At 68.5% G+C, this 25,502-nt stretch carries 27 protein-coding genes; 21 read left to right on the top strand and 6 right to left on the bottom strand.

Features of this window, described 5'->3' with window-relative positions; genetic code table 11:
* The first annotated feature begins 55 nt into the window (after positions 1 to 55).
* On the top strand, positions 56 to 2,155 hold the full coding sequence (locus tag IT779_RS23225; RefSeq protein ID WP_332838933.1) for an AMP-binding protein: 2,100 nt from the start codon (positions 56 to 58) through the stop codon (positions 2,153 to 2,155).
* Between the two features lie 145 nt (positions 2,156 to 2,300).
* Positions 2,301 to 2,504 (top strand): hypothetical protein, encoded by a 204-nt coding sequence (locus IT779_RS23220; RefSeq protein WP_196151511.1) that lies wholly within the window; start codon positions 2,301 to 2,303, stop codon positions 2,502 to 2,504.
* Positions 2,505 to 2,531: 27 nt separating this feature from the next.
* Here the strand turns inward: IT779_RS23220 and IT779_RS23215 are convergent, their stop codons facing one another.
* Entirely contained in the window at positions 2,532 to 3,920 is a 1,389-nt protein-coding gene (locus tag IT779_RS23215) for a lipase family protein (RefSeq protein ID WP_196151510.1), read from the bottom strand.
* Positions 3,921 to 4,884: 964 nt separating this feature from the next.
* Here IT779_RS23215 and IT779_RS23210 point away from each other — a divergent pair.
* Positions 4,885 to 5,064, top strand: a complete 180-nt coding sequence (locus IT779_RS23210) for a hypothetical protein (RefSeq protein ID WP_232542023.1) — start codon at positions 4,885 to 4,887, stop codon at positions 5,062 to 5,064.
* Between the two features lie 33 nt (positions 5,065 to 5,097).
* Here the strand turns inward: IT779_RS23210 and IT779_RS23205 are convergent, their stop codons facing one another.
* On the bottom strand, positions 5,098 to 6,132 hold the full coding sequence (locus IT779_RS23205) for a lipase family protein (protein ID WP_232542022.1): 1,035 nt from the start codon (positions 6,130 to 6,132) through the stop codon (positions 5,098 to 5,100).
* On the opposite strand from IT779_RS23205, the gene IT779_RS37965 reads away from it, so the two are divergent.
* From IT779_RS37965 to IT779_RS23190, 4 genes are all read left to right on the top strand, one after another.
* Positions 6,131 to 6,487, top strand: a complete 357-nt coding sequence (locus IT779_RS37965) for a hypothetical protein (RefSeq protein WP_232542021.1) — start codon at positions 6,131 to 6,133, stop codon at positions 6,485 to 6,487. The two genes, IT779_RS23205 and IT779_RS37965, sit on opposite strands and share 2 nt — an antisense overlap.
* The gene (locus IT779_RS23200; protein ID WP_332838932.1) at positions 6,484 to 7,017 is read left to right on the top strand and encodes a DUF2599 domain-containing protein; all 534 of its coding nucleotides are present in this window, start codon (positions 6,484 to 6,486) and stop codon (positions 7,015 to 7,017) included. Before IT779_RS37965 ends, IT779_RS23200 begins: the two co-directional genes overlap by 4 nt.
* Positions 7,018 to 7,049: 32 nt before the next feature.
* On the top strand, positions 7,050 to 7,709 hold the full coding sequence (locus tag IT779_RS23195) for an NAD(P)H-binding protein (RefSeq protein ID WP_196151509.1): 660 nt from the start codon (positions 7,050 to 7,052) through the stop codon (positions 7,707 to 7,709).
* A 634-nt stretch (positions 7,710 to 8,343) separates the two neighbouring features.
* On the top strand, positions 8,344 to 8,571 hold the full coding sequence (locus IT779_RS23190) for a hypothetical protein (RefSeq protein ID WP_196151508.1): 228 nt from the start codon (positions 8,344 to 8,346) through the stop codon (positions 8,569 to 8,571).
* A gap of 477 nt (positions 8,572 to 9,048) precedes the next feature.
* Here IT779_RS23190 and IT779_RS23185 read toward each other — a convergent pair whose 3' ends face one another.
* The gene (locus tag IT779_RS23185; RefSeq protein WP_196151507.1) at positions 9,049 to 9,939 is read right to left on the bottom strand and encodes a helix-turn-helix domain-containing protein; all 891 of its coding nucleotides are present in this window, start codon (positions 9,937 to 9,939) and stop codon (positions 9,049 to 9,051) included.
* An 88-nt stretch (positions 9,940 to 10,027) separates the two neighbouring features.
* Positions 10,028 to 10,252, bottom strand: a complete 225-nt coding sequence (locus IT779_RS23180) for a DUF397 domain-containing protein (RefSeq protein WP_196151506.1) — start codon at positions 10,250 to 10,252, stop codon at positions 10,028 to 10,030.
* A gap of 321 nt (positions 10,253 to 10,573) precedes the next feature.
* Between IT779_RS23180 and IT779_RS23175 the strand changes: the two genes are divergently transcribed.
* The 3 genes from IT779_RS23175 to IT779_RS23165 all read left to right on the top strand — a co-directional run bounded on the left by IT779_RS23175 (position 10,574) and on the right by IT779_RS23165 (position 12,511).
* A complete protein-coding gene (locus IT779_RS23175; RefSeq protein ID WP_196151505.1) occupies positions 10,574 to 11,371 on the top strand; it encodes an SAM-dependent methyltransferase in 798 nt (265 codons plus the stop codon).
* Positions 11,372 to 11,612: 241 nt separating this feature from the next.
* The gene (locus tag IT779_RS23170) at positions 11,613 to 11,843 is read left to right on the top strand and encodes a hypothetical protein (protein ID WP_232542020.1); all 231 of its coding nucleotides are present in this window, start codon (positions 11,613 to 11,615) and stop codon (positions 11,841 to 11,843) included.
* A 476-nt stretch (positions 11,844 to 12,319) separates the two neighbouring features.
* Entirely contained in the window at positions 12,320 to 12,511 is a 192-nt protein-coding gene (locus IT779_RS23165) for a hypothetical protein (RefSeq protein ID WP_196151504.1), read from the top strand.
* Between the two features lie 600 nt (positions 12,512 to 13,111).
* Here IT779_RS23165 and IT779_RS23160 read toward each other — a convergent pair.
* On the bottom strand, positions 13,112 to 13,585 hold the full coding sequence (locus tag IT779_RS23160; RefSeq protein ID WP_196151503.1) for a hypothetical protein: 474 nt from the start codon (positions 13,583 to 13,585) through the stop codon (positions 13,112 to 13,114).
* A gap of 294 nt (positions 13,586 to 13,879) precedes the next feature.
* Between IT779_RS23160 and IT779_RS23155 the strand changes: the two genes are divergently transcribed.
* From IT779_RS23155 to IT779_RS23115, 9 genes are all read left to right on the top strand, one after another.
* The gene (locus tag IT779_RS23155; RefSeq protein WP_196151502.1) at positions 13,880 to 14,314 is read left to right on the top strand and encodes a CBS domain-containing protein; all 435 of its coding nucleotides are present in this window, start codon (positions 13,880 to 13,882) and stop codon (positions 14,312 to 14,314) included.
* A gap of 138 nt (positions 14,315 to 14,452) precedes the next feature.
* Positions 14,453 to 15,754 carry an aminotransferase class V-fold PLP-dependent enzyme gene (locus tag IT779_RS23150; RefSeq protein WP_196151501.1) on the top strand — a complete coding sequence of 434 codons (1,302 nt, stop codon included), beginning with the start codon at positions 14,453 to 14,455 and terminating at the stop codon, positions 15,752 to 15,754.
* Positions 15,751 to 17,049 (top strand): heavy-metal-associated domain-containing protein, encoded by a 1,299-nt coding sequence (locus IT779_RS23145; protein WP_232542019.1) that lies wholly within the window; start codon positions 15,751 to 15,753, stop codon positions 17,047 to 17,049. The genes IT779_RS23150 and IT779_RS23145 overlap by 4 nt, the downstream gene beginning before the upstream one ends.
* On the top strand, positions 17,046 to 18,500 hold the full coding sequence (locus IT779_RS23140; protein WP_196151500.1) for a type III PLP-dependent enzyme domain-containing protein: 1,455 nt from the start codon (positions 17,046 to 17,048) through the stop codon (positions 18,498 to 18,500). Before IT779_RS23145 ends, IT779_RS23140 begins: the two co-directional genes overlap by 4 nt.
* The gene (locus tag IT779_RS23135; RefSeq protein WP_196151499.1) at positions 18,500 to 19,825 is read left to right on the top strand and encodes a pyridoxal-phosphate dependent enzyme; all 1,326 of its coding nucleotides are present in this window, start codon (positions 18,500 to 18,502) and stop codon (positions 19,823 to 19,825) included. Before IT779_RS23140 ends, IT779_RS23135 begins: the two co-directional genes overlap by 1 nt.
* A 34-nt stretch (positions 19,826 to 19,859) precedes the next feature.
* Positions 19,860 to 20,483, top strand: a complete 624-nt coding sequence (locus IT779_RS23130; RefSeq protein ID WP_196151498.1) for a TetR/AcrR family transcriptional regulator — start codon at positions 19,860 to 19,862, stop codon at positions 20,481 to 20,483.
* Between the two features lie 93 nt (positions 20,484 to 20,576).
* Positions 20,577 to 20,804 carry a hypothetical protein gene (locus tag IT779_RS23125; RefSeq protein WP_196151497.1) on the top strand — a complete coding sequence of 76 codons (228 nt, stop codon included), beginning with the start codon at positions 20,577 to 20,579 and terminating at the stop codon, positions 20,802 to 20,804.
* Positions 20,805 to 20,825: 21 nt separating this feature from the next.
* On the top strand, positions 20,826 to 21,926 hold the full coding sequence (locus IT779_RS23120; protein ID WP_196151496.1) for an SPFH domain-containing protein: 1,101 nt from the start codon (positions 20,826 to 20,828) through the stop codon (positions 21,924 to 21,926).
* A 37-nt stretch (positions 21,927 to 21,963) separates the two neighbouring features.
* Positions 21,964 to 22,365, top strand: coding sequence for a cold shock domain-containing protein (locus IT779_RS23115; protein ID WP_196151495.1), 402 nt, complete (start codon positions 21,964 to 21,966; stop codon positions 22,363 to 22,365).
* 83 nt (positions 22,366 to 22,448) lie between these two features.
* On the opposite strand, the gene IT779_RS23110 is transcribed toward IT779_RS23115, so the two are convergent.
* Positions 22,449 to 23,102: a GAP family protein gene (locus IT779_RS23110; protein ID WP_196151494.1), complete on the bottom strand. Its 654-nt coding sequence runs from the start codon at positions 23,100 to 23,102 to the stop codon at positions 22,449 to 22,451.
* Between the two features lie 298 nt (positions 23,103 to 23,400).
* Between IT779_RS23110 and IT779_RS23105 the strand changes: the two genes are divergently transcribed.
* The gene (locus tag IT779_RS23105) at positions 23,401 to 24,486 is read left to right on the top strand and encodes an ATP-dependent DNA ligase (protein WP_196151493.1); all 1,086 of its coding nucleotides are present in this window, start codon (positions 23,401 to 23,403) and stop codon (positions 24,484 to 24,486) included.
* Entirely contained in the window at positions 24,483 to 25,385 is a 903-nt protein-coding gene (gene ligD, locus IT779_RS23100; protein WP_196151492.1) for a non-homologous end-joining DNA ligase, read from the top strand. Before IT779_RS23105 ends, ligD begins: the two co-directional genes overlap by 4 nt.
* Positions 25,386 to 25,502 lie beyond the last annotated feature (117 nt).

Here is a 25,502-nt window from a genome sequence, read left to right as displayed (position 1 = left end):
TGAATTTCCCGCCGACCCGAGCAGTTCGAACCGGCCGACGAGAATTGACACGCCAGTGGTTGCCGATGTCATCGACGTGGTCGCGGAGTTCGCGATCCCCAAGTCCGCAGTATGGGAACTCCTCCTGGAGTCGCAGACCTACCCGAGGGTCTTCCCCGGTATCGGCGCATGTGAACCGCTCGAGAGCAGCGACGGGCACATGATGATGCGCCTGCGGGTCGGCACCGCCGACCTCGGCATCCGTACCCACAGCGTCCGCATGGTCGTCGGCCGCATCCGTGACGGCTTCGAGTTGCAGTGCCCGACGCTTGGCAGTTTCGCCTCGGTCAGGATCACCGGCGACGAGCAGCACACCAAGATCGTTGCCACCTTCTTCGCCGCCAACCGCGTGCACCCCGCGGTGGCCGGGATGTCCAACGCCACCGTCACCGAATGGGCGCGCGCCGGGCTCGGACGGGTCGCCGACCTGGTGCGCGGCGCGCACACCTCGGTCGTGGTCAATGGCGAGAACTCGCCGCTGCGCAGGCACGCCGAGGTCACCAGGCAGATCATGACCGCGGGCGTGGCCGTCACCTACCGCCTCGACCGCGGCGTGCGACAGCTGCGCCGACTGGCCGAGTGGGGGTTCAACCTGGCGGGCGGCTACGCCGCGGCCGCCGCCTTCGCGCCCGAGCGCACCGCGCTGGTCGACGCCGAGGGCGTGCGGACCTTCGCCGAGATGCACGACCGCACCCACGCGCTGGCCGCGGCCATGCACGCCGCCGGACTCGCGGCGGGCGACGCCATCGGCCTGCTCGCCCGCAACCATCGCGGCATGGTCGAAATCATGGTGGCGGCGGGCAAACTCGGGGTCGACGTCGCCCTGCTCAACACCGGCCTGCCCGCCCGCAGGATCGAGGAGGTCGTGCAGCGCGACAAACTCTCGGCGCTGTTCATCGACGCCGAATTCGATCACCTCGTGCAGTACCTGCACGCCGACATCGCCCGCTACGCCAGCGACATCCGCCCCGGCGGCTTCGGGCCCGTCGGCGTCGACGAGTTGATCGCGCGCGGGCACCGCACCTTCCCGAAGCCGACGCACCCCGGCAAATTGGTCGTGCTCACCTCGGGCACCTCAGGCACGCCCAAGGGCGCGCGCCGACCGCATCCCAAGGGATTCGGCACCGTCGCCGCGCTGCTGTCGCGAATCCCGCTGCGGACCGACGACACCATGCTGATCCCGGCGCCGCTGTTCCACACCTGGGGCCTGGCCGCACTCCAGATGAGCACAGCGCTGCGCGCGACGGTCGTGCTGCCGTCGCAGTTCGACGCCGAGGAATGCCTGCGGCTCATCGCCGAATACAAGGTCACCACGTTCATCGCGGTGCCGATCATGGTGCACCGCATCCTCGAACTGCCCGTGCACATCCGCGAACGCTACGACACCTCCAGTCTGAAGGTGGTCGCCAGCTGCGGGGCGCCGCTGGCGGCGAACACCGTGCTGCGGTTCATGGACGACTACGGCGACATCCTCTACAACGTGTACGGCTCCACCGAGGTCTCCTGGGCGACCGTCGCCGACCCGAAGGATCTGCGCGCCGCACCGACCACGGCGGGCCGTCCCCCGCTCGGCACCAGGGTCGCGGTGCTCGGCACCGACCACAAGCCGCTGCCGGTCGGCGCCACCGGGCACATCTACGTGGGCAACCACATGCTGTTCGACGGCTACGTCAACTCCGCGCCGCCGAACGAGGCCGACGGCATGCTCGACACCGGCGACCTCGGCTTCCTCGACGCCTCCGGCAAACTGTTCATCGACGGACGCGACGACGAGATGATCATCTCCGGCGGCGAGAACGTGTTCCCACGCCCGGTCGAGGAGGCGCTGGCCTACCTGCCGCAGGTCAGCGAGGTCGCCGTGGTCGGCGTGCCGGATCAGGAGTTCGGCCAGCGCCTCGCCGCGTTCGTGGTCAAGCGGGAAGGCTCCGGCCTGGATTCGGATATGGTCCGCAGCTATATCAAGCACCGGCTGAGCCGGTTCTCGGTGCCGCGCGACGTGACCTTCCTCAACGCGCTGCCGCGCGGGGAGACAGGCAAGATCCTCAAGCGCCTGCTAATCGGCCCGGACGCGACCGATCCCCCGGTGATCCGCTCGGTCGCCCCCGGCTCCCCCTAGACCGCCGCGACGAGCCCGACTGTGCAACTCACCACCGCATCGCCGAATTTGCTGTGAGTCCCACGAGGTGTGGGCTGAACCACATATGCGGGCAACCTCGTGGCTCTAGTGTCGCCACCATGTCTGATGTCGAGTCGCTCGCCCCATGAGCGCGCAGAGCCGTCCGGTCGCCGTCCGGACTCACGAAATCCTGAACTACTTCGGCAAATGTCCCGCGTGCGGTTATCCCGCACGCGCGACGGAGGCTCGCGGCATGAGCCCGCGCGGCGAAGTCGACATCACCGTCACCGCTAATTGCGACCTACCCTGCGGATGGTCGGGGCCGGTGCCCCTGACCATCATGACCTGACCCGACCCACAACCGTGCCCGGCGCGTTCAGCACTCGTCGGGCGCGGGCAGTCCGCGCAGACGATCATCGAGCCACACGATGGCTTCGGGATACCCGGTCGCCGCGGCGATCACGTGTTCACCGAACACACTCCGATAGACCGCGGGCACACCGAGATCGCACTGCTCGCGGAAGAGGTTCCTTGCGCCCTCGGCCGGAATCCACCACTCCTGCTCGCCGTTGTAGATGTAGAGCGGCGTCGCCGACTTGCGGCCCTCCATGCGCAGCGTCCGGTAGATCTCGGCGGCGAATTCCGAACGCAGCGGGTCGGGGAAGTTCGCGGCCACGTCGATCGGCAGCATCAGCACGCCGGTCGCCCCGAAACCGTCCGCGCACAGGTCCTTCACCGGTGAGGTGGCGATCCACTGCGCCAGATGATTCATCCGCGACAGGATCTCGGTGCGTTCGCGTGCGATACCGAAGACGGCGCCCGCGAACACGCCCGCCGCCAGATTGCCGTTCAGGCTGCGCGCGAGGATCTCGGCGTCGGCGGGCACGCCGCCCAGCGCCGCGCCAACCACGAATTCGGCCAACTCCGGTGCGTAGTCGGCCAATTGCTTCACCGCGCCGTGCGTCGCGATCGCGCCGCCGGAGTATCCCGTCATCCCGAACCGGCTCGTCCCGTACGCCTCGGGCCACAGCCCACGCACCGTTCTGATCGCGTCGAGGATGGCGTGCCCGGCCACCACGGGTTCGGCGTAGGCCATCCACGGACCCTCGTGGTCGGGCAGCAGCACCGCGTAGCCGCGCAGCAGCGCGAGTTGGATCGTGGGCGGAATGTAGTCGGTGACACTGTCCTCGTACGGGCCGTGAGCCAAGTTGTAGCCGATCGTGCACCGGCGGCCGAGACCGTTGATGGGCAGGTTGTTCACCACCACCGGCCGCTGCCCCGGTCCGGTCCACTCGCCGAGCGGCACCACGAGGGTCGCGGTGGCGAAGGAGGGCCGCGCGCCGGAATCGGTGGTGCGATATTTGATCTGAAGCGCCCGCTGGAACGGCATCAGAACCATGGCGGCCGCCGTGGCGGTGATGTCGCGCACCTCGATCGGCTGACCCGGCTCGAGCTCGCCGAGCCCTTCCGGCCACGCGTCGAAGAACGGGTCGCCCACCGCGGCGGGCAGCACCGCGAGCCGAAGGGCAGCCAACTGCGCGGACGATTCCGACACCACCGGCGAGTTCGGTTGCGGCACCGGATCGATGGGCGGCGCCGGGATGACCGCATCGATCCACCGCTGCAACTCCGGAAGCAGCGATCCCGAGAGGTCGGCCGGTGCAGGCAGTCCGGGAAGGCTAGGCGGGGCGGGTTCGGCGGGTGGTTGCGCACCCGCCTGTCCGGTCGCGCCCGCGACCACGAGGGCCGTCACGAGTAAGGCCATCGGTGAAAATCTCATGGCACACGCCCCCGAAGAGAATGTCGAATTGTGCCGCACCCGATATGCGTATTCCGGTAACGAAATGTCCCGTGGGATATGGGTGCAGGACTTTCAGGCTATCGCCGCCGGCGAACGCGGCACCGCCGTTGTTCCCGAGTTGTGCATGTCACGTCTCCGAATCGAAATCTGCGGATATTCCGAGCGACGGCAAGAGCTTTCGGGCTCCACGTCACTCCTCCTGAACAGTGACTAGGCTCGAACGCGACACGGCACGCGAACGGCCACGGCACCCGAAGGTCATTCGCCCGAGGCGATTACGAGACCGATTCGGCATTCGATCGAAAGCCGTTGCCCGACATCCGTTCCGCAACCTGGCAACATCACAGGACGAGATACGAACGCACCGGTAGGAATACGATTCTCCGAAGGTCTCACCGACCCCGACTTCGCAAATCCGAGCGCGGGCGCCGCATCGAATCCCGTCCCGGCGCCGACGTTCTCGGGACGGATCCCCGAGAGTGCGCTACCATACGGGCGCGCCGGACGGCTCGGACGCACCGCGGCCGAGCCCGGCGAGCACCGAACACCTCCGCACCGTGGCGGATTCGGCGCACACTCCGGCATCGTCGCCGCTCCGGTCACCTTCGGCTGTCCGGTCGAGGACCCGGCGTCCCGATCGCGCGACGTGACCCGATTCTCCATGCGTCGTGACTTGTCCCAGCGCCGAACCGTGCGCGCCCTGTGAGATGTCAAACGCCGCGCCGCGCCTCTGGTTTCGGCGGCCCACCTCGACTTACCGTCTAAGTTACCGAGCAGTATCGCCCGGTCGAAGGGAGACGGTGGCATGGACGGCACTGTGACGACCACAACGGTGACACCTCGAGCGGTGACACTGCGGGCCGCGAGAACCAGGAAGTCCGCGAGGGCGACACGGGACCGGCGGGCGAACGAGATCTTGAATCGGCGCGTGACCGTCTACTTCGACGGCCCGAATCCCGAGGATCCGCTTGTCCTCGAATACGTGGCCACCGGCGTGGAAGCCGCGCAGTTCACCCTCGCGGCGACCCAGGCGGGACTGACGGTCACCGTGGACGGCATGGTCCGCCCCGGACTGCGCCGACTGCCCTGCAACACGCTCTGGCACTGAACAATCCGGCCGCGCGGGCCGCCCGACGCGACGTCACGGCCGGTCGAGCACCCGGTGCAGGAAGGCCACGGCCTCCGGCAGCGCCGCACGCGCCGCGCCGAGATGATCGCCCGGATACACCCGCACCTGGAGATCGGCGCCGCCGAGCGCGAGATCGGCGATCAGCTTCGCGCTCAGCGGCGCCGGGACCTCCGCGTCGGCCAGGCCCTGACCGATGAACAGCGGCATCAGGTAGCCGGTCGTCGGAATCCGCAGCATCGCGGACACCACCTCGGTGAACGCCGGATCGTCGAGCGGACCGGTGAGCATCTCCCCGATCGCCACCTCGCGAACCAGCGGATCGGCCTCGGTCACACAGACGTTCTCCACGATGTCGAGCACCCGCCGCCCGGTCGGCGTCAGATAGCGGTTCACGTCGAGTTCGGGCGCGGTGGCGCGCACGCCTGCCAGGATCATCGCGACGTAGGCGGTGGTCACCCGCAGCGGCAATCTCGGCACCCACGGGCCGAGCAGCGGCGCGAGCAGGTCGAGATTCGACGGCGGACCCGTCGCGGCGGCGCCGCGGAAGTCGAGTTCCGGCGCATCGGTCGGGGCGATGTTCGCGGCGAACAGCGCGGCTTGGCCGCCCTGGGATTGACCGAGCACGGCCCAGCGCGCACCGAGCTCGGGCGTCTGCGCGCGAGCCGCGCGCACACCGTCGATCACGCTGTGCGCCTGCGACGGACCGTCGAGATAGGGATGGGTGCCCGGTGTACCGAGTCCGACGTAATCGGAGATCACTACGGCGTATCCCGCGCCGAGCAGCGTCGGGTACACCGTATCCAGATAGTAGTCGCGGCGAATCGTGGTGAACGCGCACTTGTCGGCGATGCCGACGCTGCCGTGCGCGTACGCCACCACCGGCCAACCGCCCGCAGGCGGGTCACCCGACGGCAGGTAGACCGCGCCGCTGCTGAGCATCGGGCCGCGCGGACCGCGCGACCGGTAGGTCATGGCGTAGGAAGCGCCCGCGGCCGACACCTGTACCTCGCCGGGCAGCGCCGACACCTCGGTCACCGTCCCCGGCATGGTCGCGGTCCCCGGCAAGGTCACCGTCCCCGGCGCGGTCGCGGGTTCCGGCGCGGTCGCGGGTACCGCCGACGCCGTCGCGAAGGATATCGATACCGCGTGCGGGCCCGATGTCGAGACCGGAAGCGCCGGGATCGAAACCACCGACGGAGCCGACACCACCACCGCGACCATCGCGGCGACGGCGAGTCTCGTCAACCCGGCCTGCCCACGGCTCGACTATCGTCCGCGCGCTCTCCCCCGGCAAGACACCACCTTCGGTGGCCCGACCGCGCCCACCGTCGATGCAGGCGCGGCCGGCTACCCTCGACATGGCGACCAATCACGAGCACCGGATCGGAGAGGACACGCGTGACACCGAGGAGACGGGCACCGCGAAGACATCGACGCGCCGCGGCGGCCACCGCGCTCTGCGCGAGCTTGCTGCCACTGATCGCCTGCGCGGACACCGGCGACACCGATCCGGTCAGCATCGGCACCCTCGCCGCGAGCACCGCCGTGCCGACCGCGACGGTGGCGAGATCCGCGTCCGCGCTGACCACGCCCGCCGGACTGCCCACCGTCGACCCGTACGCCGGGCTGCCGCTCATCGAACGCGTGGAGTGGACCTCGAATGTCGACGGCCCGCGCCTGCTGGTCTTCCCGACCACGGCCGGGCGACGCACCACAACGCAGGGATCCGACGAGCGGGCATGGCAGGAGGTGCTCGCGCTGTCCGCCGACGCCGAATCCCCCGGCATGCGTGACCAATTCGTCTGCCACTGGGAATGGGCGAGGCTGGTGCAGCCGAACAAGCCCAGCTGGAATCTGGAGCCGTGGCGACCCGACGTCGGCTACCAGGCCGTGGTCGCCGCGTCCTGCAATCCCGGCGGTCCCGAACGCTGAACCGGTTCCGACGACAGGAAAGGATCGATGCCATGCACATCGTCATAGCGGGCGGTCACGGAAAGATCGCCCTGCTGCTCGCCGAGGCGGCCACCCGACGCGGTGACACCGTGGACGGCCTGGTCCGCAATCCCGACCACGCGGGCGCGGTGGCGGCCGCCGGTGCGCGACCGGTGGTTCTCGACCTGGAGAACACCACACCCGACGCGCTGGCCGCACTGCTCGACGGCGCCGACGCGGCGGTCTTCGCGGCGGGGGCCGGGCCGGGCAGCGGCGTCGCGCGCAAGTACACCGTCGACCGGGACGGGTCGGTGCTGCTCGCCACGGCCGCCGAGCGGGCGGGCGCGCGGCGGTTCGTCCAGATCTCCAGCATGGGCGCGGGGCAACCGCCCGCGGCGGGCGCCGACGAGGTGTGGGCGGCCTATCTCGACGCCAAGTCCCAGGCCGAGCAGGATCTGCGCGGCCGCGATCTGGACTGGACGATCCTGCGTCCCGGCCGTCTGGTGGACACTCCAGGCACGGGTGCGGTCACGCTGTCCCGGCCACCGGTCGGCCGTGGCGACATCCCGCGCGCCGATGTCGCGGCCGTCGTGACCGAACTGCTACATACGCCCGCGACCGCCGGTGCGACGCTCGAACTCGTGACGGGCGCCACACCATTCGTCGACGCCGTGGCCCAGACTGTTAACTAATAATTAGCCATTGCCGGTGTCGCGCACCGGGATACCGCGCGCGACACCGGGCGATGCCCGCGCGTCGCCGCGAACGCGCCGAGCGGCATGACGACAGGCCCGAAGCACCCACAGCGCGCGACACACCGTACGGACAGTGCCAACTCTCCGGCGCGGCGGGCTCCGAACCGACCAGTCGGGTGATTCCACCACATCGCAAGCCCGCACCCAACCCCCGAGACCGCCGCAGAAACACCCGGTCACGATGGCGTCGAATACCGACGAATGCCCACGTCGAATCCGCGCACCGGGCCGCTGCCACGACTTTGCTCCACACACTCCCCGCGGCCCCACCCGAACCGTCCGGTCGGCATTGCGTGCGAATCGGCCCGGAACCGTGAAAAATGGTCCGTACGAATACAAATCGAAATTGCAGATGTACTTGCATCTGAAAGCCCAGCGGACCTAGACTCAGTCCGCAGCGCAAGTCAGGGGACAATCAGGGGAGGCCGCGTGGGCAGACCGACGGCCCAGTAGCTAAAGGTTTGCTGCCGCCACATGTCAGGGGAGTTCCTATGGATCGACCACTTTCCGGCGGCCGGCTCGGTACACCGAAGCCGCACTGGCCCACCAGCCAGGGAACGGTATGACAATCATGAGCACAACATCGGCTTTCAAAAGCCCTCGCACCATCGCGTACTCGCGGGAGACCGCGGTCGCCTTCGTGATCGATGCGGTCGAATCCACCGGCGCCGCCACCAGGAACGACTTCGACATCGACCGGATCGTCTCCATCGCGCACGCGATGGCCGACGACTGGGATATGAACGCCTTGCAGCCCTCCACGTTCTGGCGCATCGCGTCCAGTTTCATCAAACAGTAGTCGGCATCCGCCGGTAGCGGTCCCGCCCGGGACCGCGCCACCTGCGGCACGAAGGTCGAACCGCCGGGTACCGCGTCCACGCGACGCCCCCGGCGAGTGACAGCTGTGCCATCGAACTGTGCACCGCAGGTCACGCGCGAACGGTCGACACCTCGCGCGCGACCGCGTGTCCGCGAAGAGCCACGCGGGCCGCCGCCGCGACGATCCGGATGAAGCACCGCGGGCGAAGAACACCGTGCGCTCGAGATCGCATGCGCTCCAGTCGAATTCGATACCCACCTGCGGCCTCACACCTTCGGTGTCGAGGCCGCTCGCGTGTCCGCCGCACCTCGCCCGGCGACCCTCCGTGACCTACGCGACACCACCGGATTCCGGCGCGAAAGCAGTGCAGAGCCCGAAATGCACAGGGTGCGTACCGATTTCCTCGGTACGCACCCTGTGTTGATTTTCGTCCTGTGACGGCTCCCAGGCGGAGTGCTAGGACAGTTTTGTCGCGTACTCGTCCAACATGTCCATCGACTTCTCCGGCGGCAGCGACTGCACGCTGAGACGGTCCATGATCGAGAGGTACTGGGCGAGATCCTGCCTGCGGTCCAGGTACAGGGCACTGGTGAGGTGCTCGAGGTAGACCACGTCGGGCAGTTCGGGTTCGGCGAAACGCAGGATGCTGAACGCGCTGCCCGCCGCGGCATGTTCGCCCGCGGAATAGGGCAGGACCTGGATCGTCACGTTCGGCAGCTCGCCGAGGGTGATGAGATGGCGCATCTGATCGCGCTGGACCCGGCGGCCGCCGACCGGGCGGTGCAGGGCCGCTTCGTCGAGCACGACCCACACCACCGGGGCCTCCGGCCGGTACAGCAATTCCTGGCGACGCTGCCGCACGGCGACGCGCCGTTCGGTGTCGGCGTCGTCGGCGCCGAGTGAGAGTACGGCCCTGGAATAGTCGGGTGTCTGCAACAGGCCGGGCATCAGATGCGCCTCGTAGGTGCGGATCTTGCCTGCGGCCTGTTCCAGACCGAGATACGTACTGAACCAAGGGGGCAGCAGATCGCTGTAGCGATGCCACCAGCCGGGTTCGTTCGCTTTGCGCGCCAAGTCGATGAACGCGTCGCGCTCCTCGACATCGTGCACGCCGTAGAAGGTCAGCAGATCACGGATGTCGCGTTCCTTGAAGCCGGTTCGACCCAGCTCGAGGCGACTGATCTTCGCGTGGGAACCGCGAATCGCATCTCCCGCGGCCTCTCGGGTGATATTCCTGCTCTCCCGAAGTCTGCGCAGTTGACCGCCGAGCGCGATCCGAAGCACGGTCGGACCACGTTCCGCGACAACCGATTGCACACGACCGTCGTCATCGGGTTCTGCGATCATGGAGTCGTCTCCGATACTCGAGGTTGCCCACCAGTGTGTCATAGACCAGCGGCTGTCAGACACACCGCGCCGACCGCAATGTTACCTTTCAGCTAGTCAGATAGTCGAATTCCCCGGCTTTCGCCCCGCGAACGAAGGCATCGATCTCGGGACGGGTGTAGAAAAGCACACCTCCTTCGGGGTTTCGCGAATTGCGCATGGCGACGAGTCCGCCGGACGCCTCCGCGACCTCCACGCAGTTACCGCCGTTCGGACCGCTGAACGAGCTCTTGCGCCAGTCGCTTTCGATCTTGGGCTCGGGTGTTGCAGGCATTTGCCACTCCTCGGTCACACCAGTGTTTGAGAGGGAGAGTGTTCGCCGGCTTTGCAGATGCACGCTCAAACGTTCTTGCATTTGCACCGACGAACGGACGATAGCACGAAGTTCACCCTTGCGTCGGGGAATTTACATACCTATCGGTCGGCTTATTTACTGTGCGACAAGGGCGTTCGGAAAGCCGGTGTTCAGGTCCCTGATCAGCGCCGCCGCCTCCCCGCGAATCTTGTACTGTCACACTGCACATCGGATGCACCAGCCGTTCGCGACACCCACACCGGCGTGCCGTCGAACATGTCCGCCGAGGAGATGGACCCAATGACCGAAGCCAACGCCCCCCTGATCCGCACGGACATTCCGCATTCGGCGCGCATCTGGAACTACTGGATGGGCGGCAAGGACTACTACGAGATCGACCGGGTCGCGGGCGACGCGGGCAAGGAGGTCGACCCCGAGATCACCACCATGGCGGTGCAGTCGCGCCAGTTCCTCATCCGCGCCGTCAGCTACCTCACCGGCGAGATCGGCATCCGCCAGTTCCTCGACATCGGCACCGGCCTGCCCACCATGCAGAACACCCACGAGGTGGCCCAGAGCATCGCCCCCGAATCGAAGATCGTCTACGTCGACAACGACCCGCTGGTGCTCACCCACGCGCGCGCGCTGCTCACCAGCACCACGCCCGAAGGCGTTACCACCTACATAGATTCGGACTACCACTTCCCCGAGCAGATCATCACCAGCGCCCGCAACGTGCTGAACTTCAACCAGCCGATCGGCGTGATGTTCATGGGCGTGCTCGGCCACGCCGCGAGCTACGAGGAACTGCGGCGCATCGTGCGCACGGTGCTCGACGCGGTGCCCTCGGGCAGCTACCTGGTGATGTGGGACGGCACCGACGACAGCGAGGCCTACGTGACGCTGTGCAAGGAGTACACCAACACCGGCGGCGCACCGTACGTTCCGCGCCCGCAGGCCGAGATCCGCGCCGTCTTCGACGGTTTGGAGTTGGTCGAGCCCGGTTTCACCTCGCTCACCCAGTGGCGCGCGCCCGACGCGGAGGTCGGCGAGATCCGCCCGATCTCGGCCTACTGCGCGGTGGCCCGCAAGCCCTGACCGCCGCCTTCGGCGAATCCCCAGCGGCACACGGCGATTTCCGACCGGCAGGTCGGTAATCGCCGTTTCCGTACCTACCGGTTTTCTTTCGAAATCCCTTGCCGTTCGTGCAAATGTACTTGCATCTGCAAGCGACGACCCCATAAAGTAGAACTCGCAAAACGGGGAGGTAACGCACGGAGCACTCTCCCGCGTCGCCACACATCCGCCTCCCCCGAGCCACACGCGAGGGGCGGTCGACATGAGCCAGGCATATCGCACTTCCCGCCGGTCCGTCATGGCGGGCGCAGGCGCCGAAGCACCACGACCACGCCCCACCTCGGAGCGCTTCACCGATTGTGCCAGCGAACCCGGCGGCCTCACCTACCGCCGCGCCCGCGAAATCCTGCACCAACACGAGGTACACGGCCCCCAATGCCGCCAATGGCTGGCCGCCGCCGCCTACCTCTCAGCCGGCTTGGACGACGAGTAACCCACCCCCGCCGCACCGGTTCACCCCACCGCGACACCTCCACTCGCCCAGCCCTATTCGGCCCCGCCCGTATCAGCATTCCCTCACGCCGAGCCGCCACGCGCACACCCACGAACCGCTCGTTCACCTCCTCCCCCACCCTGGAGAAAATCGAACGACCGACAGGTTCGTACCCATCTCCCACTCCACATGCGGCAAACCAACGAGCCCCCTCCCGTGCCCGGCCAACCACCCCGGAGCGCCCCTTACCCAGGTTCCATCCCCGAACAGTCACGTTCACAACCCCTCACCCCCAACCGGCCACCCCCCGGCTCACCACGGAAACCATCAAGAACACCCACAGCACACACATCTGTTCTTGCATCTGCACGGTACAAATCTCTAGACTCACCATCGTTAGATCACGGGAGTTCGCACCCGGAGCCGTGCCAGCGTCGCCAATCGGATTTCGGTGCGCCAGAGTCCAAAGGCTAGACGTGGACCAGCCACCTAACCGCTCGCACCGGCTCGGCATCGCCGACATCGCCGCTGCCTACGGCACCGAAGCTTTGCACCATCGCATCGCTCAGTTACGCGCGTGCGGCCAGCATTACGCCGCCGTGGCGATCGAGCACGAGATTCGCGCTGTTCCGGAGTTCCGGGGTAGTGGGGAGCGTAATCAGCACTGAGGTTTCCGGTGTGGCGTCGGTGGGTGGGGGCACGGGTCTTCCCACTGGGTCCTGGTGGGGAGCCAGGGATACGTCGGGATGGTCGGGTGCCGATCTCGGGCACGGCTCTTCGCAACCGTCCCAGTGGTGAGCTAGCGGTCCGTCGCGATAGTCAGGTCCAGAACCCCGGGCACGCCTCTTCGCAACCGTTCCAGTGGTGAGCTGGCGGCACGTCGGGATGGTCTGGTACGGAACCCGGGCGCGCTTCTTCGCAACCGTCCCGGGGGTGAACCAGCGGCACGTCGTGAAGAACCCGGGCACGGCTCTTCGCAACCGTCCCAGGGGTGAACCGGCGGCACGTCGGGATGGTCGGGTCCAGAACCCGGGCACGCTTCTTCGCAATGGTTTACCCGCGCGCTGTGTTTATTGGCGTCGCCTCCGGCGCCGCGGGTTCGCGGCCCTGGGAGTCTCGCGTCCCAGCGGGCGATACTTGCTCCTGCGTCGCATTGTCTCGCCCGCTGGGACGCGAGACGGCCGCGAACCTTGTCGGTGTACCGAGGGGCTCCCGACGGGGGTGGGTATGTGGGGACGGAGCGGTTTAGGTGAGCCGGGGTCGGGGGGTCAGTTCGGGTTGGCGGGGTCGTCGGGGGTGGGGGTGTCTTCGGTGGGGGCTGGGCGTTCGTCTTTTTTCGTGATGCGTCGGGCTTTGGTGGGGCGGGGGTCGTCGCCGCCTCGTCTGCGGCGGAGGGCGTCGAGGTCTACGACGTTGCCTTGGGGTGGGGCGGTCGGTGGTTTTTTGGGGGTGGGGCCTGCGGGCCAGCGGCCGGTTTCGTGTTGTAGTTCGGATCGGGAGACGGGTCTGGTGGGGGCCGGGTCGTAGACGGGGCCGCCTTGTGGGTCGGGGGCGCCGCGAAGGTCGTCGGTGACGCGCCGGGGGCGGCGTGGTAGTCGGGTGACCTTCGGCGTGCGGTTGCCGGAGGACGGATCGGCTTCGGCGGATCTCATGTCCTCTAGTTGGCGTCGCAATTTGTCGCGCGCGTTCGCGCGGTCGGCGCTCGACTCGTTGTGCCTGCCCGGCACCTCCCGGTCCGACATCGAGCTATCCGCCGAGCGGCGCGGGTGCGCCCGGTGGTCCGGCGTCTGTCGCCGCGCCTAACCGGGGTGCGCGCGTGGTGCTGGTCGCGTCGTCCTTCACACCGCTATTGTCCCTCGAGCCGACGTCTTCGTGTCGCCTGCGCTCCACATCCGCTCCGGCCCTGGTCGGGGGCGGTTGTCGGCGGATCCGTGCGGGCCGCGGCACGGCGGGCCGACCAACTGGGCGGAATCGATGCTGGTCACGGGGGCGGGAAAGCGGGATCCTTGAAGCCCGTGCCCATTGGATGGTGACCTATGCGAATTACGGAGATCCTTCGGCGCAAAGGCAGCGCTGTCACGACCGTCACACCGGCCACGCCGGTGCGGCTGCTGCTCGCCGTGCTGGCCGAGCACAATATCGGCGCGGTGGTCGTCTCCCCGGACGGCGTCGCGATCACGGGCATCGTCTCCGAGCGCGATGTGGTGCGGCATCTGCACCGGCGCGGCGCGGAACTGCTCGATGCGGCGGTCTCGGAGATCATGACCACCGATGTGCGGGTCTGCGCGCCCGACGACCTGGTCGACGGGCTGCGGCGCGTCATGACCGAGCATCGCGTCCGGCATCTGCCGGTGGTGTCCGGCGGCGAACTCGTCGGCATCGTCAGTATCGGCGATGTCGTGAAGAGCGCGTTGTCCGAGCTCACCACCGAGCGCCAGCAACTGGTGAACTACGTGCAGGGCCAGTACTGAGCGAGGCCGCTCGCCGCCGCGCGCGCCCGTCCGTGGCGCGCGCGTGAAAGATGTTGTCCACCTGAAACCTTCGATGTGATCGCGCGGGAGTGCGTATCGTTGGTCGGGTCAAGCGCATCCTGCGGAGGGAGCGTCACGTTGCGGTCGTCCGCACCAGGGCCACACGCCGCCCGGCCGCCGATCACGCGGCAGGCGCCGGGGGCCGCGCCGTCGCGCGCCGCGGTGCGCGCGTTGTTCCCGGCGCTCGCCGAGTCGCGGGAAGTCTATCTGGACAGCGCGGCCACCACCCAGAAGCCGGAGCCGGTGGTGCGCGCGGTGACCGAGTATCACGCGTCGCGCACGGCCAACGCCGATCGCGGCGCTTATCCGTGGGCTACGGGGCTCGGCCGCCGCGTCGCCGAGATCCGCGCGCGCACCGCCCGATTCATCGGCGCCGACGACACCGACGAGGTGGTGTTCACCTCGGGCGCGACGGCCGCGCTGAACGCGGTGGCGATGTCATGGGGGCTGGCCGAACTCGCCGACGGCGACCAGATTCTCTACAGTCCCGACGGGCACAGCTCCAATGTCTACCCCTGGCATCACCTGCGCCAGTTGCTCGCGCGTTTCGGCCGCCGAATCGAGCTGGTCCCGTACCGCACGAACGCGTTCGGCGAGGCCGACACCGCCGACATCCTCGCCAAGGTCACCGCGCGGACCCGGTTGATCACCACCGCCCACGTGCATCACGTGTTCGGCGGGCGCACCACCCTCGAGGAACTGCGCGGACTGATCGATCCGGCGATCCTGCTGTGTTTCGATTGCAGCCAGAGCGGCGGGCACCAACCGGTCGACGTCGCCGAACTCGGCGCCGACTTCGCGATATTCGCCGCGCACAAGATGTTCGGCGCGCCCGGCACCGGAATCCTGTACTGCCGCCGCCGGGTCCACGACCGGCTGCTGCCGTTCCTGCCCGGCGGCAACAGCGGCGTGCGGCTCACCGACGCGGGCCTGGTGGCGACCGGGATGCCGGACCTGCTCGAGGGCGGAACCCACAATCTCCCCGGCATTCTCGCGCTCGGCGCGGCGCTCGAGGTCATCGATTCCTTCGGCGTCGACGCCATCGCCGGACACGATCGCGATCTGACGATCCATCTCGTCGAGCGGCTGCGCCGGGTGCCGGGCCTGCGGTTCCTGCCGGGTCCGGCCTACGCGCCGTGCGCGGTGGGCTACGGGATCGTATCGTTCACCCTCACCGGAATCTCCTCCGCCGACGTGGGATTCGTACTGAGTGAGCTCGGATTCCTGGTGCGCACCGGAGCGCACTGCACGGTCCCCGACGGCGACGCCGATGTGCGCGAGACGGATTCGGTACGGGTCAGCACCCACATCTACACCACTTTCGACGAGATCGACCGGTTCGTCCGGTGCGTCACGACGATTGCCGAGGAGGTTTCGTGAACGAGCGCGGCGAAGGCAATATCACCACCCGCGGCGACATTCCGCGCTACGACAGGCGTGCCGCCTCCCGCGTCCTCGCCGAACTCGCCCACCCCGGTCTGTTCCCGAACCTCGCTCCCGCGCCACGCGCGCCACGCATCGAATACACCAGCACCGCGCTGCGCACCGAGCCCAACAGCCACCTCACCCTGTCGCAGCGGCTGTATCTCGAGCGGTTCATGCGGCCGTGCCTGCCCTACCAGGTCACCAGCGCGACGCATCGGATCAGCTGGGTCGACAGTGACGGCATCCCGAACGGCGGCCACTACCGCGCCGACGGCCTCGGGCCGCTGGTCCCGATCGCGACCCGCGAGGCGGTGCTCGCGCTGTGGCACGCGCTCTCGGCCGACGCCGCCTTCGGCGCGCGGGTGGACGCGCTCGGCCCGCAGGCGCACGCCGTGCTGACCGGCACAACCACCGATCACGATCCGCGCGAGATCTTCCGCGTCGGCATCGAGGCCACCGGCCGCGCCCTGGCCCAGCACGCCCTGCTCGCTCGCCAGACGCCATACCGGAGTTCGGCCGAATTCGCCTCGGGCATGCACGAATCCGGCATCTTCGCCGCCGTCGCCACCCGCTGGTACTGGGAATTGCAGGCCTCGACCTACCGCCGCGGCATGATTCCGGTGACACTCACCGCGCAGCCCGACGGCACGGTCCGGTACAACGCCGACACGGTCGCGACGCTGCGCGCGATGAAGGACGCCACCATCGCCGAGGCCCATTCGGTGATGCGCCGCGCCACCCGCGTCGAGGGTCTCGGGGTCGAGGAGGCGATCGCCAAGTACCACGACGAACTCGACCTCATCTCCCGCCAGTACGCGCTGCTGCCCGCGGGTACCAGGCCCGCCTGTCTCGCGGCCATGCCGCATCAGCTCGACGGCGAGCACTACAGCGTGCTGCCAGCGGTGGCGGCCCGATTCGTCGAGGTGTTCGGCGATCTGGCGGCGCGCTGCGAGATCGTCGAGGTCGGCGCGGATGTCGACGACGACATAGGCGACTTCCCGGTGGGCGCCGAGGACCGCGTGTTCTACGTGCCCGACATGAACTGCAAGCACTGCGTGCACACCATCACCGGGGTGCTCACCTCGATGGATATCACCGTGGACGATATCGACCTGGTCAGCAAGCGGGTGGTGGCCGAGTTCCGCAGCCCGCGCAATCGCCTGCGCGCCTTCGAGGCGATCCGGGACGGCGGCTACAACCCGGTGATCCGGCGCCCGCCCGCCGCGCGGCCATCGGAAACCGCGGTATGAGCGCGAGCCTGCCCGCACTGCTGCCCGACTTGGTGCGCGCCTTCCTCGATGATCCCGCCGCCGTGCGCGCGGCCGTCACGGACACCCCGACGCACCTGGTGTTCCCGCAGGTTTACGCACGGAACCTGGCGGATCTCGAAGCGGTGCTGCGCCGTCGGCTCGACCGGCACCGGATCTGCTACGCGCACAAGGTGAACCAGTCCGCCGCCTTCGCGCGCACGGCGTGCCGCGCGGGTATCGGCATCGACGTCGCCTCGCCCCGCGAACTGTCCTCGGCGCTGGCGGCGGGCTTCGATCCGGAGCGCGTGGAGGTCACCGGGCCGAAAGGAGATCGGTTCCTGCGCGAGGTGATCGGGCGCGGGGTGACGATCAGCGTGGACAATCTGTGGGAGTTGGGCCGGATCACCGAATCGGCCCGCGACCTCGGTCCGGTCCCGATCCTGCTGCGGGTGTCGGGATTCGCGGGCACCCCGCCGAGCCGATTCGGTATCGCGCTCGCGCAGGTGGACCGGGCCTTCGACCTAGTGTCCGACCATCGCGACCGAATCACCCTGCTCGGCTTCGCCTTCCACCTCGACTCCGGCGAGACCGCCGACCGGGTGCGCGCCGTCGACGCCTGCCTCGGCCTGATCGAGCGGGCCTACCGCCACGGCCACACCCCGTCGGTGCTGAATATCGGCGGGGGACTGCGCCAGGTGTTCACCGCCGACGCCGACCGCTTCGACGGGTACGTGCGCGCGTTGCGCGCCTCGCTGCTCGGCCGCGGCGAGCCGATGAGCTGGGGCGAGAACACTTTCGGCTATCACGTCGACGGCGGTGCGGTGCGCGGGGTCCCGGTCTTCCACAAGTACGCCAACACGGTGCCCGCCGCGCGGATGCTCGACGACCTGCTCACCGCGCCACTGGAGCGCCACGGCGGCCGGACCGTGGCCGAGGTGGTCGGCGACAATCTGCTGACGCTGTGGCTGGAACCGGGCAAGGCGCTGGTGGATCACGCGGGCATCACCGTGGCCACGGTGGAGTTCACCAAGGAACTCGCCGACGGGACGATCGTGGTGGCCGTCGATCTGAGCCGTGATTCGGTGACGCCCGCCGATCAGGAGGTGATGGTGGATCCGCTGGTGCTGTCGAATACCCGGCAGGGCGGGCGCGGCCCGGTCGGCGTCTATTTCGCCGGACGCTTGTGCCTGGAACGGGACATGATCACCAATCACAAGGTGTGGCTCGAGTGGATGCCGCGGCCGGGCGATCTGGTGGTGTTCCCGAATACCGCCGCCTACCACATGGATCTGTCGGCCTCATCGGCCTCGATGCATCCGCTGCCCCCGAAAGTGGCTGTCACCCATAGGGACGGCCGATTCGTCGCGGTCCCGGACGCCGACCACGTGCCCGAGGACGAGCCGCACGGACTCGACGCGGTCGCCTTCGCGCGCCGGGGCGAGCAACGCTGATGCGCTACGACAGCATCACCGACCTGATCGGCGACACTCCCCTGCTGCGGCTCGACCCGGCCGTGCACGGTCTGGCCGGGGTGCAGTTGTACGCGAAACTGGAGTCGCACAACCCGTTCGGCTCGGTGAAGGACCGGGTGGCGTGGGCCATGATCCGCGACGAGGTCGACGAGATCGCCGCCGCCGGACGCACACTCATCGAGGCTTCCAGCGGCAATACCGCCAAGGCGCTGCGCGTGCTCGGCGCGATGCACGGCATCGAGCTGCGGGCGGTGACCAATCGGATCAAGGTGGGCGAGGTGCGCGATCTGCTGCATCTGCTCGGCGCCGAAATCGAGGAACTGCCCGGACTTTCCGAATGTCCCGACCCGACGACGCCGAACGACGTGTACTCGGTCATCGAATCGACCATGGCCAGGCAGCCCGGCGCCTACCACCACCCGTCGCAGTACACCAACGAGAAGAACATCGAGGCGCATTTCCTCGGCACCGGCCGCGAGATCCACGAGGATCTGACCGCCGACGGCGGACCTGGCCGGATCGACTACCTCGTCGGTGGACTCGGCACCACGGGCTCGACCCGGGGCGCGGCCACCTACCTGCGCAAACACCATCCCGAGATGCGGACCGTCGGCGTGGTTTCCGAACGCTCGGACTTCATTCCCGGCATCCGCTCCGAAACCGAGATGTGGGATGTCGGGCTCTTCCGGCCCGAGTTCTACGACCGCGTGATCACCGTGGACTCGACCGCGGCGATCGACGGCACGCTGCGACTGGCCACCGGCCACGGCGTGCTCGCGGGCCCGACCAGCGGCGCGTCCTACGCCGCCGCCCTCGAAATCCTCGGCGCGCTCGACCTTTCCGAACGCGAGGCGCCGGTGGTCGCGGTGCTCGTCGTGTGCGACCGCCTCGAACCGTACCTGTCCTACATCAGGAAACGCCGCCCGGATCTCTTCGGCCGCGACGACCGGCGACGCGCTCCCACCGCCGAGGAACTGCGCGCGGCCCCCGAACTGTCCCCGACCGAACTGGCCGACCTCGACCGCGACGGCGCACCGCTGATCGTGGACACCCGCGGCGCCATGGCCTACCGCATCGGCCACGTCCCCGGCGCACTCAACATCCGCGACGACCATCTCGACGACCTGTTCGCGCACGGCATCCCGTTCCCGCGCTCGCGCCCGGTCGTCTTCGTCTGCCCGGTCGGCGAGATCTCCCGCCGCTTCGCCGCGCTCGCCAACGCGCGGGGTTACGACGCGGCGAGCCTCGCGGGCGGGATCATCGCCTGGCGCGACGCCGGACTCGGTCTGGAAAGCGGCGGCTGAGCGCGCCCTCGGCGGCCGCGATTACTGTGAAACGGTGCAGACAGGTCAGGAATCAGCGGACGGCGGTCCCCGCATCTGGGGCGGGACAACGCTCACCGAACGTCGCGAGGCGCGCCGCGCGGCGCTGCTCGAGGCCGCGCTGAACCTGATCGGCGAATCCGGCGCCGCCGGTGTCACCATGCGCGCGGTGTGCAGGCGGGCCAACCTCACCGACCGCTACTTCTACGAGAGCTTCACCAGCCGCGACGAACTGCTCGACGTGCTGTATCGGCAGGTCGCCGCGGAATTCCTGGAGCCGATGACCGCGTTCGCCGATGCCGACGAGCCGAGCCGCGACCGCGCGCTGGCCACGACCTTGGTCGACAAGGTGCTCGAAGATCCGCGCAAGTCGCGATTGTTCCTGGTCGAACCGTATTCCAGCACGGGCCTCGGCGCGACCACGATCGCGGTGATGCCCGCCTTCACCCGGCTCATCCAGGATCACCTGTTCGCCGGGATCGAGGACCCGGTGCGCCGACGCCTGGCGGCGGTCACCATGGCCAGCGGCAACGCGGGCATGTTCTCGGCGTGGCTGAGCGGTTCGCTGCGCGCCACCCGCGACCAGATCGTCGACCACTGCGTCGCGACCCTCACCGCCTACCGCACGCTGTACCGGTAGTCGGCCGCATCGATCCCCGCCGTGTACTGGGCGGCGGGGCGTCCGTCGACGTAGGCTGAGCGGGTTCGGCGAGCGATCCAGGAGTGCGGCACGATGACCGATCCCGTGACGGGATTGACCGGTACGATCACGTCGCCGATTCGCGGCGCCGGGGCGCTGGGAGAGGTCTTGGTCGCGATCCGAGGGGGCACGGAGCTGTACATCGCGCGGGCGCAGGAGCCGATCGCGGCGGGGGCGAGCGTACTGATCATCGAGGCGCATCCCGGACGCATCGTCGATGTCGTCCCCTGGGTGCCCCTGACCTCGCCGGATCCGAGGTAGACAGCCGAGAGGAGTTCGACGTTGCTTGGGTACCACGTACCAGATCCCGACGAGGCGATGCTGGTCAGCGGCGCCAAGGTCAAAGACAACGCGCCGTTCAAGGTGGTGATCGGCCGCGGCGCGTGGGTGGTGCCGCTGTTCCGCAAGGTCAGTTATCTGTCGCTGGCCATGTTCGAGGCCGAGATCAAGGAACGCTGCGTGACCAAACAGGCCATTCAGCTCGACGTGCGCGCGGTCATCGCGTTCAAGGTCGCCAACGACACCATTTCCATCGTGAATGCGGCGCAGCGATTCCTTTCCGAGCAGGAAAAGGAGATGTCGGTACTGACCGGTCGCATTTTCTCCGGTCATCTGCGCTCGATCGTCGGCTCGATGACCGTGGAGGAGATCATCCGCGAACGCCAGAGGCTGGCGGACGAGGTGCTGGTCGCGTCGAAAGTCGAGATGAGCAATATCGGGCTGTGGGTGGATTCGTTCCAGATCCAGTCCATCGACGACGGCAATCTCGGCTACATCAACGCGCTCGCCGCCCCGCACAATGCCGCCGTCCAGCGCGACGCGCAGATCGCGCAGGCCCAGGCCGCCCAGCGCGCCGCCGAGGCCGAACAGGAATCGCTGCGCCGCCAGGCCGAATACCAGCGGGAGACCTCGATTCTGCAGGCGCAGTTCCAGCGCGATATCGACAAGGCCAATGCCGAGGCGGCCCAGGCCGGTCCGCTGGCGGAGGCGGTCGCGAAACAGGAAGTGCTCACCGCCCAGGCCGAACAGGCCCGCAAGGAAGCGGACCTGCGCGAACAGCAATTGCAGGCCGAGGTGGTCAAGCCCGCGCTGGCCGAGGCGGAACGGGTGCGCATTCTCGCCGTGGCCGAGGCCGATCGCACCAGGATCCAGGCCGAGGCGGCCGCGTCCAACAATAGGATCGCGCTCGACCAGTTGCTGATCGAGCAGCTGCCCGAAATCGTGAAGCAGGCCGCAGGCGGTCTGTCGAATGCGAATCTCACGGTGCTCAACGGACCGGATGGTGTGGGTGAATTGGTGAACGGAATGGTCGGACAGGGTCTGACGGTGTTCAATTCGCTACAAAAGGCGCTTTCGAACGACGTCGTGGATAAAGCGGACTAGAGTTGCCACGGTAGAGACGGGCGGCGGCGAGGAGTGGGTGTTGGTGTCCATCGGTAAGTTGGTGTCGTTCGACAGTTCGAGGGGGTTCGGGTTCATCAGACCCGAGGACGGTGGCCCCGATGTGTTCGTGCACGTGAACGACATCGGTCTGGACGAGGACGAACTGCGGCAGGGGCGGGTGTTCGAATTCGATGTCACCGAGGGTGATCGGGGTCCGAAGGCGGTCAATCTGAGTGCGGCGGGTGGGCAGCCCGCACCACCGGCCGCCCCTCGCAAGAAGGACAAGTCCGTGACAGGTCAGCTCTCGGCCGCCGAACACACCCGGCTGGTCACCGAACTGCTGCTCGACGCGAGTCCCGCGCTCACCGCCGGTGAGATCCTCACCATCCGCGAACGCCTCACCGCCTTCGCCGAACAGCACGGCTGGCTCGACAACTGAGTTCGCGTCCCCGATCACGGCCGATACCGGGTCGCGGTCGGGGATCCGTCGCACCGAATCCGTTGCGTCCCAACGGGTACGGATCAGCCGAGCGCGAGCAGTCCGCGCACGGTGAAGAGCAGGCCGAATACGAGTGAGACGCACACGGCCAGCATCCGGTCGTTGGCGACCATCCACCGGGTCGCGCGGTCCAACCCCCGGCGCGCCCGCACCCCGAGCAGCACGTACATGCCGATGGGGATCGCGAAATCCAGTGCGGCCGAGACCAACAGCAGTAGCGTCGCGAAGATCGCGGCACCCGGCCCCGCATCCGAACTCGCGATGACGCTCACTCCCGACAGCATGATCAACAGCTTCGGGTTGAGCACCGCGAGCACCAGCCCCGTGGCGAAAGCCCTTCGCGCACCGGCCGATTCGAGTTCCGTCAGCCACCGCGGCGGGCCCGCGCGCGCAGGCGGGCGCGCCAGCACCCACGCGCCGAAACCCAGGAACAGCACGCCGACCAGGAATCCGAACCAGTGCGCGACCGCGGCGGGCGTGGCGTGCTCGCCACCGGCGCCACCGAGCAGGCCGGCGATCCCGATCTGGAGATACACCAGCAGGAATGCCGCCCCGAAGGCGTAGGCGTTGCGCACCGCGTTGCCCGACCGCAACAGCAGGACGCATCCGACGACGGCCACCGGGGTGACAACGAGACCCAGCAATTCGGGAAGCAGCCGTCCGATCAGTCCGCCCACCGCAGCTCACCCGCCTCTCGCATCCGCCGGGCGATGTCCATCGACGTTCCCCCTTCCGCGCCGGGTGATCCGCCGACACCGGTCGCGCCTCCAATGTCGCAGGTCCGCGCGGCGCGCGACATCACCCGTCGCGGGTGAGCCTCATGGTGCCGGTGGGACCGGGCGCGGCACGGCGGGCGCGGGTCGATGTCGGGCCGTTGTCGGTGCCTGCGCCTACGATCGAGCCCGACGCCGTACCGATGAGTTTCCCCAGGCGGCGGCGTCGACATGGGTGACCCCACGATCCGAGGAGGAGCGCGTGGACCTACCGGTCATGCCGCCCGTGCGCCCGATGCTGGCCAAGACGGCGCCGTCGGTGCCGCGCGAGCCCGGTCTCAGCTACGAGCCCAAATGGGACGGCTTCCGCTGCGTGGTCTTCCGCGACGGCGACGAGGTCGAACTCGGCTCGCGCAACGACCGCCCGCTCACCCGCTACTTCCCCGAGGTGGCCGAGTCGCTGAAGCGGGCGCTGCCGGACAAATGCGTGGTCGACGGGGAGATCGTCGTGGTCACCGATCATGGCCTCGACTTCGACACCCTGCAGAACCGCCTGCACCCCGCGGCCTCGCGCGTCGCCAAACTCGCGGCGGAGACCCCGGCCAGTTTCGTCGCCTTCGACCTGCTCGCCCTCGGCGACCGCGACCTCACCGAGGACCCGTTCGCCGAACGCAGGCGCCTGCTCGAGACCATCCTCGACACCGAGCTCGCCAGAGTGCACCTCACCCCGCTCACCAGGGATCCCGATATCGCGCAGGACTGGTTCACCCGCTTCGAGGGCGCCGGATTCGACGGGGTGATCGCCAAATCCGACGAGCTGGCCTACCTCCAGGACAAGCGGGTCATGCTCAAGATCAAGCACGAGCGCACCGCCGACTGCGTGGTCGCCGGATACCGCGTGCACAAGGACGGCGAGGGCGTCGGCTCGCTGCTGCTCGGGCTGTTCGACGACGAGGGCAACCTGCACCATGTCGGGGTGGCCAGCAGTTTCACCGCGGCGCGCCGCCGGGAACTGCTCGCGGAATTGGCGCCGCTGCGCGAGAACGCGCTGGACAACCACCCATGGCGGGAATGGGCCGACGCGGCCGCGCAGGCCAGGGCCGACGGCAAGATGCCGGGCGGGATCAGCCGCTGGACCGGCGGCAAGGACCTGTCCTGGGAGGCGCTGCGGCCCGAACTCGTCGCCGAGGTGCGCTACGAGCACGTGCAGTCCGGGCGGCTGCGCCACGGCGGCAGGCTGGTGCGGTTCCGCACCGACCGCACGCCGCGGTCCTGTACCTACGCCCAGCTCGACGAGGTCGCCCCCGCCGAGCTCGGCGCCATCTTCGAGGAAGCGGCCCGGCGATGAGCGCGTCGATCGAGATCGAGACCGACGGCAGGACCGTCACCGTCAGCAATCCGGACAAGGTCTACTTCACCAAGCGCGGCGAGACGAAACTCGATCTGGTGCGCTACTACCAGGCCGTCGCCGAACCCTTCCTCGGCGTGGTCAGGGAGCGGCCGCTGCTGCTGGAGCGCTATCCCGACGGTGCGTCGGGGAAGTCCTGGTTCCAGAAGCGGGTCCCCAAGTCCGCGCCGGACTGGTTGCACACCGTCGAGGTCGCCACGCCCAACGGCACCACGAGCGACGCGCTGGTCGCCCACGATCTGGCCCACATCCTGTGGGCGGTGAACCAGGGCTGCCTCGGCTTCCACGTCTGGCCGAACCGGGTCGGGAACCTGGAGATCGCCGACGAACTGCGCATCGACCTCGACCCGTCCCCCGGCATCGGATTCGAGGATCTGCGCAGGGCCGCCACCCACACACGCGACCTGCTCGCCGAACTCGGCGTCGCGTCGAACGTGAAGACCTCAGGCTCGCGCGGGCTGCACATCTACGCGGCGCTGGCGCCGAAGTGGGACGGCTACCAGGTGCGGGCGGCGGCGGTGGCGCTGGCCAGGGAGTTGGAGCGCCGCTTCCCCGAGGAGATCACCGCGAAGTGGTGGAAGGAGGAGCGCGGGCACCGGGTATTCGTCGACTTCAATCAGAACGCCCCGCACAAGACGGTCTTCGGCGCGTGGTGCGTGCGCCCGAAGGTGGGCGCGCAGGTGTCGACGCCGATCTCCTGGTCGGAGTTGGACACCGTGGTCCCCGACGAGCTGACCATCGCGACCGTGCCCGCGCTGCTGGCCGAGCGCGGCGATCCGTGGGCCGATCGCGCGCCGCAGTCGATCGAGCCGCTGCTCGCGATGTCGGACCCGAGTTAGGACAGGTTAGTGTGCAAGTCCGCCGGGTTTGGCCCGGCGGATCCGTGGATTTTGGTGAGTGCTTCGGCGAGGTCGGTCGGTAGCGGGTCGGCGGCGGTGAGGGTCTTGTTGCCGGCG

The sequence above is a fragment of the Nocardia bovistercoris genome, assembly GCF_015674855.1.
GTDB lineage: Bacteria > Actinomycetota > Actinomycetes > Mycobacteriales > Mycobacteriaceae > Nocardia > Nocardia bovistercoris.
This window is presented reverse-complemented; position numbering and strand designations above follow the sequence as displayed.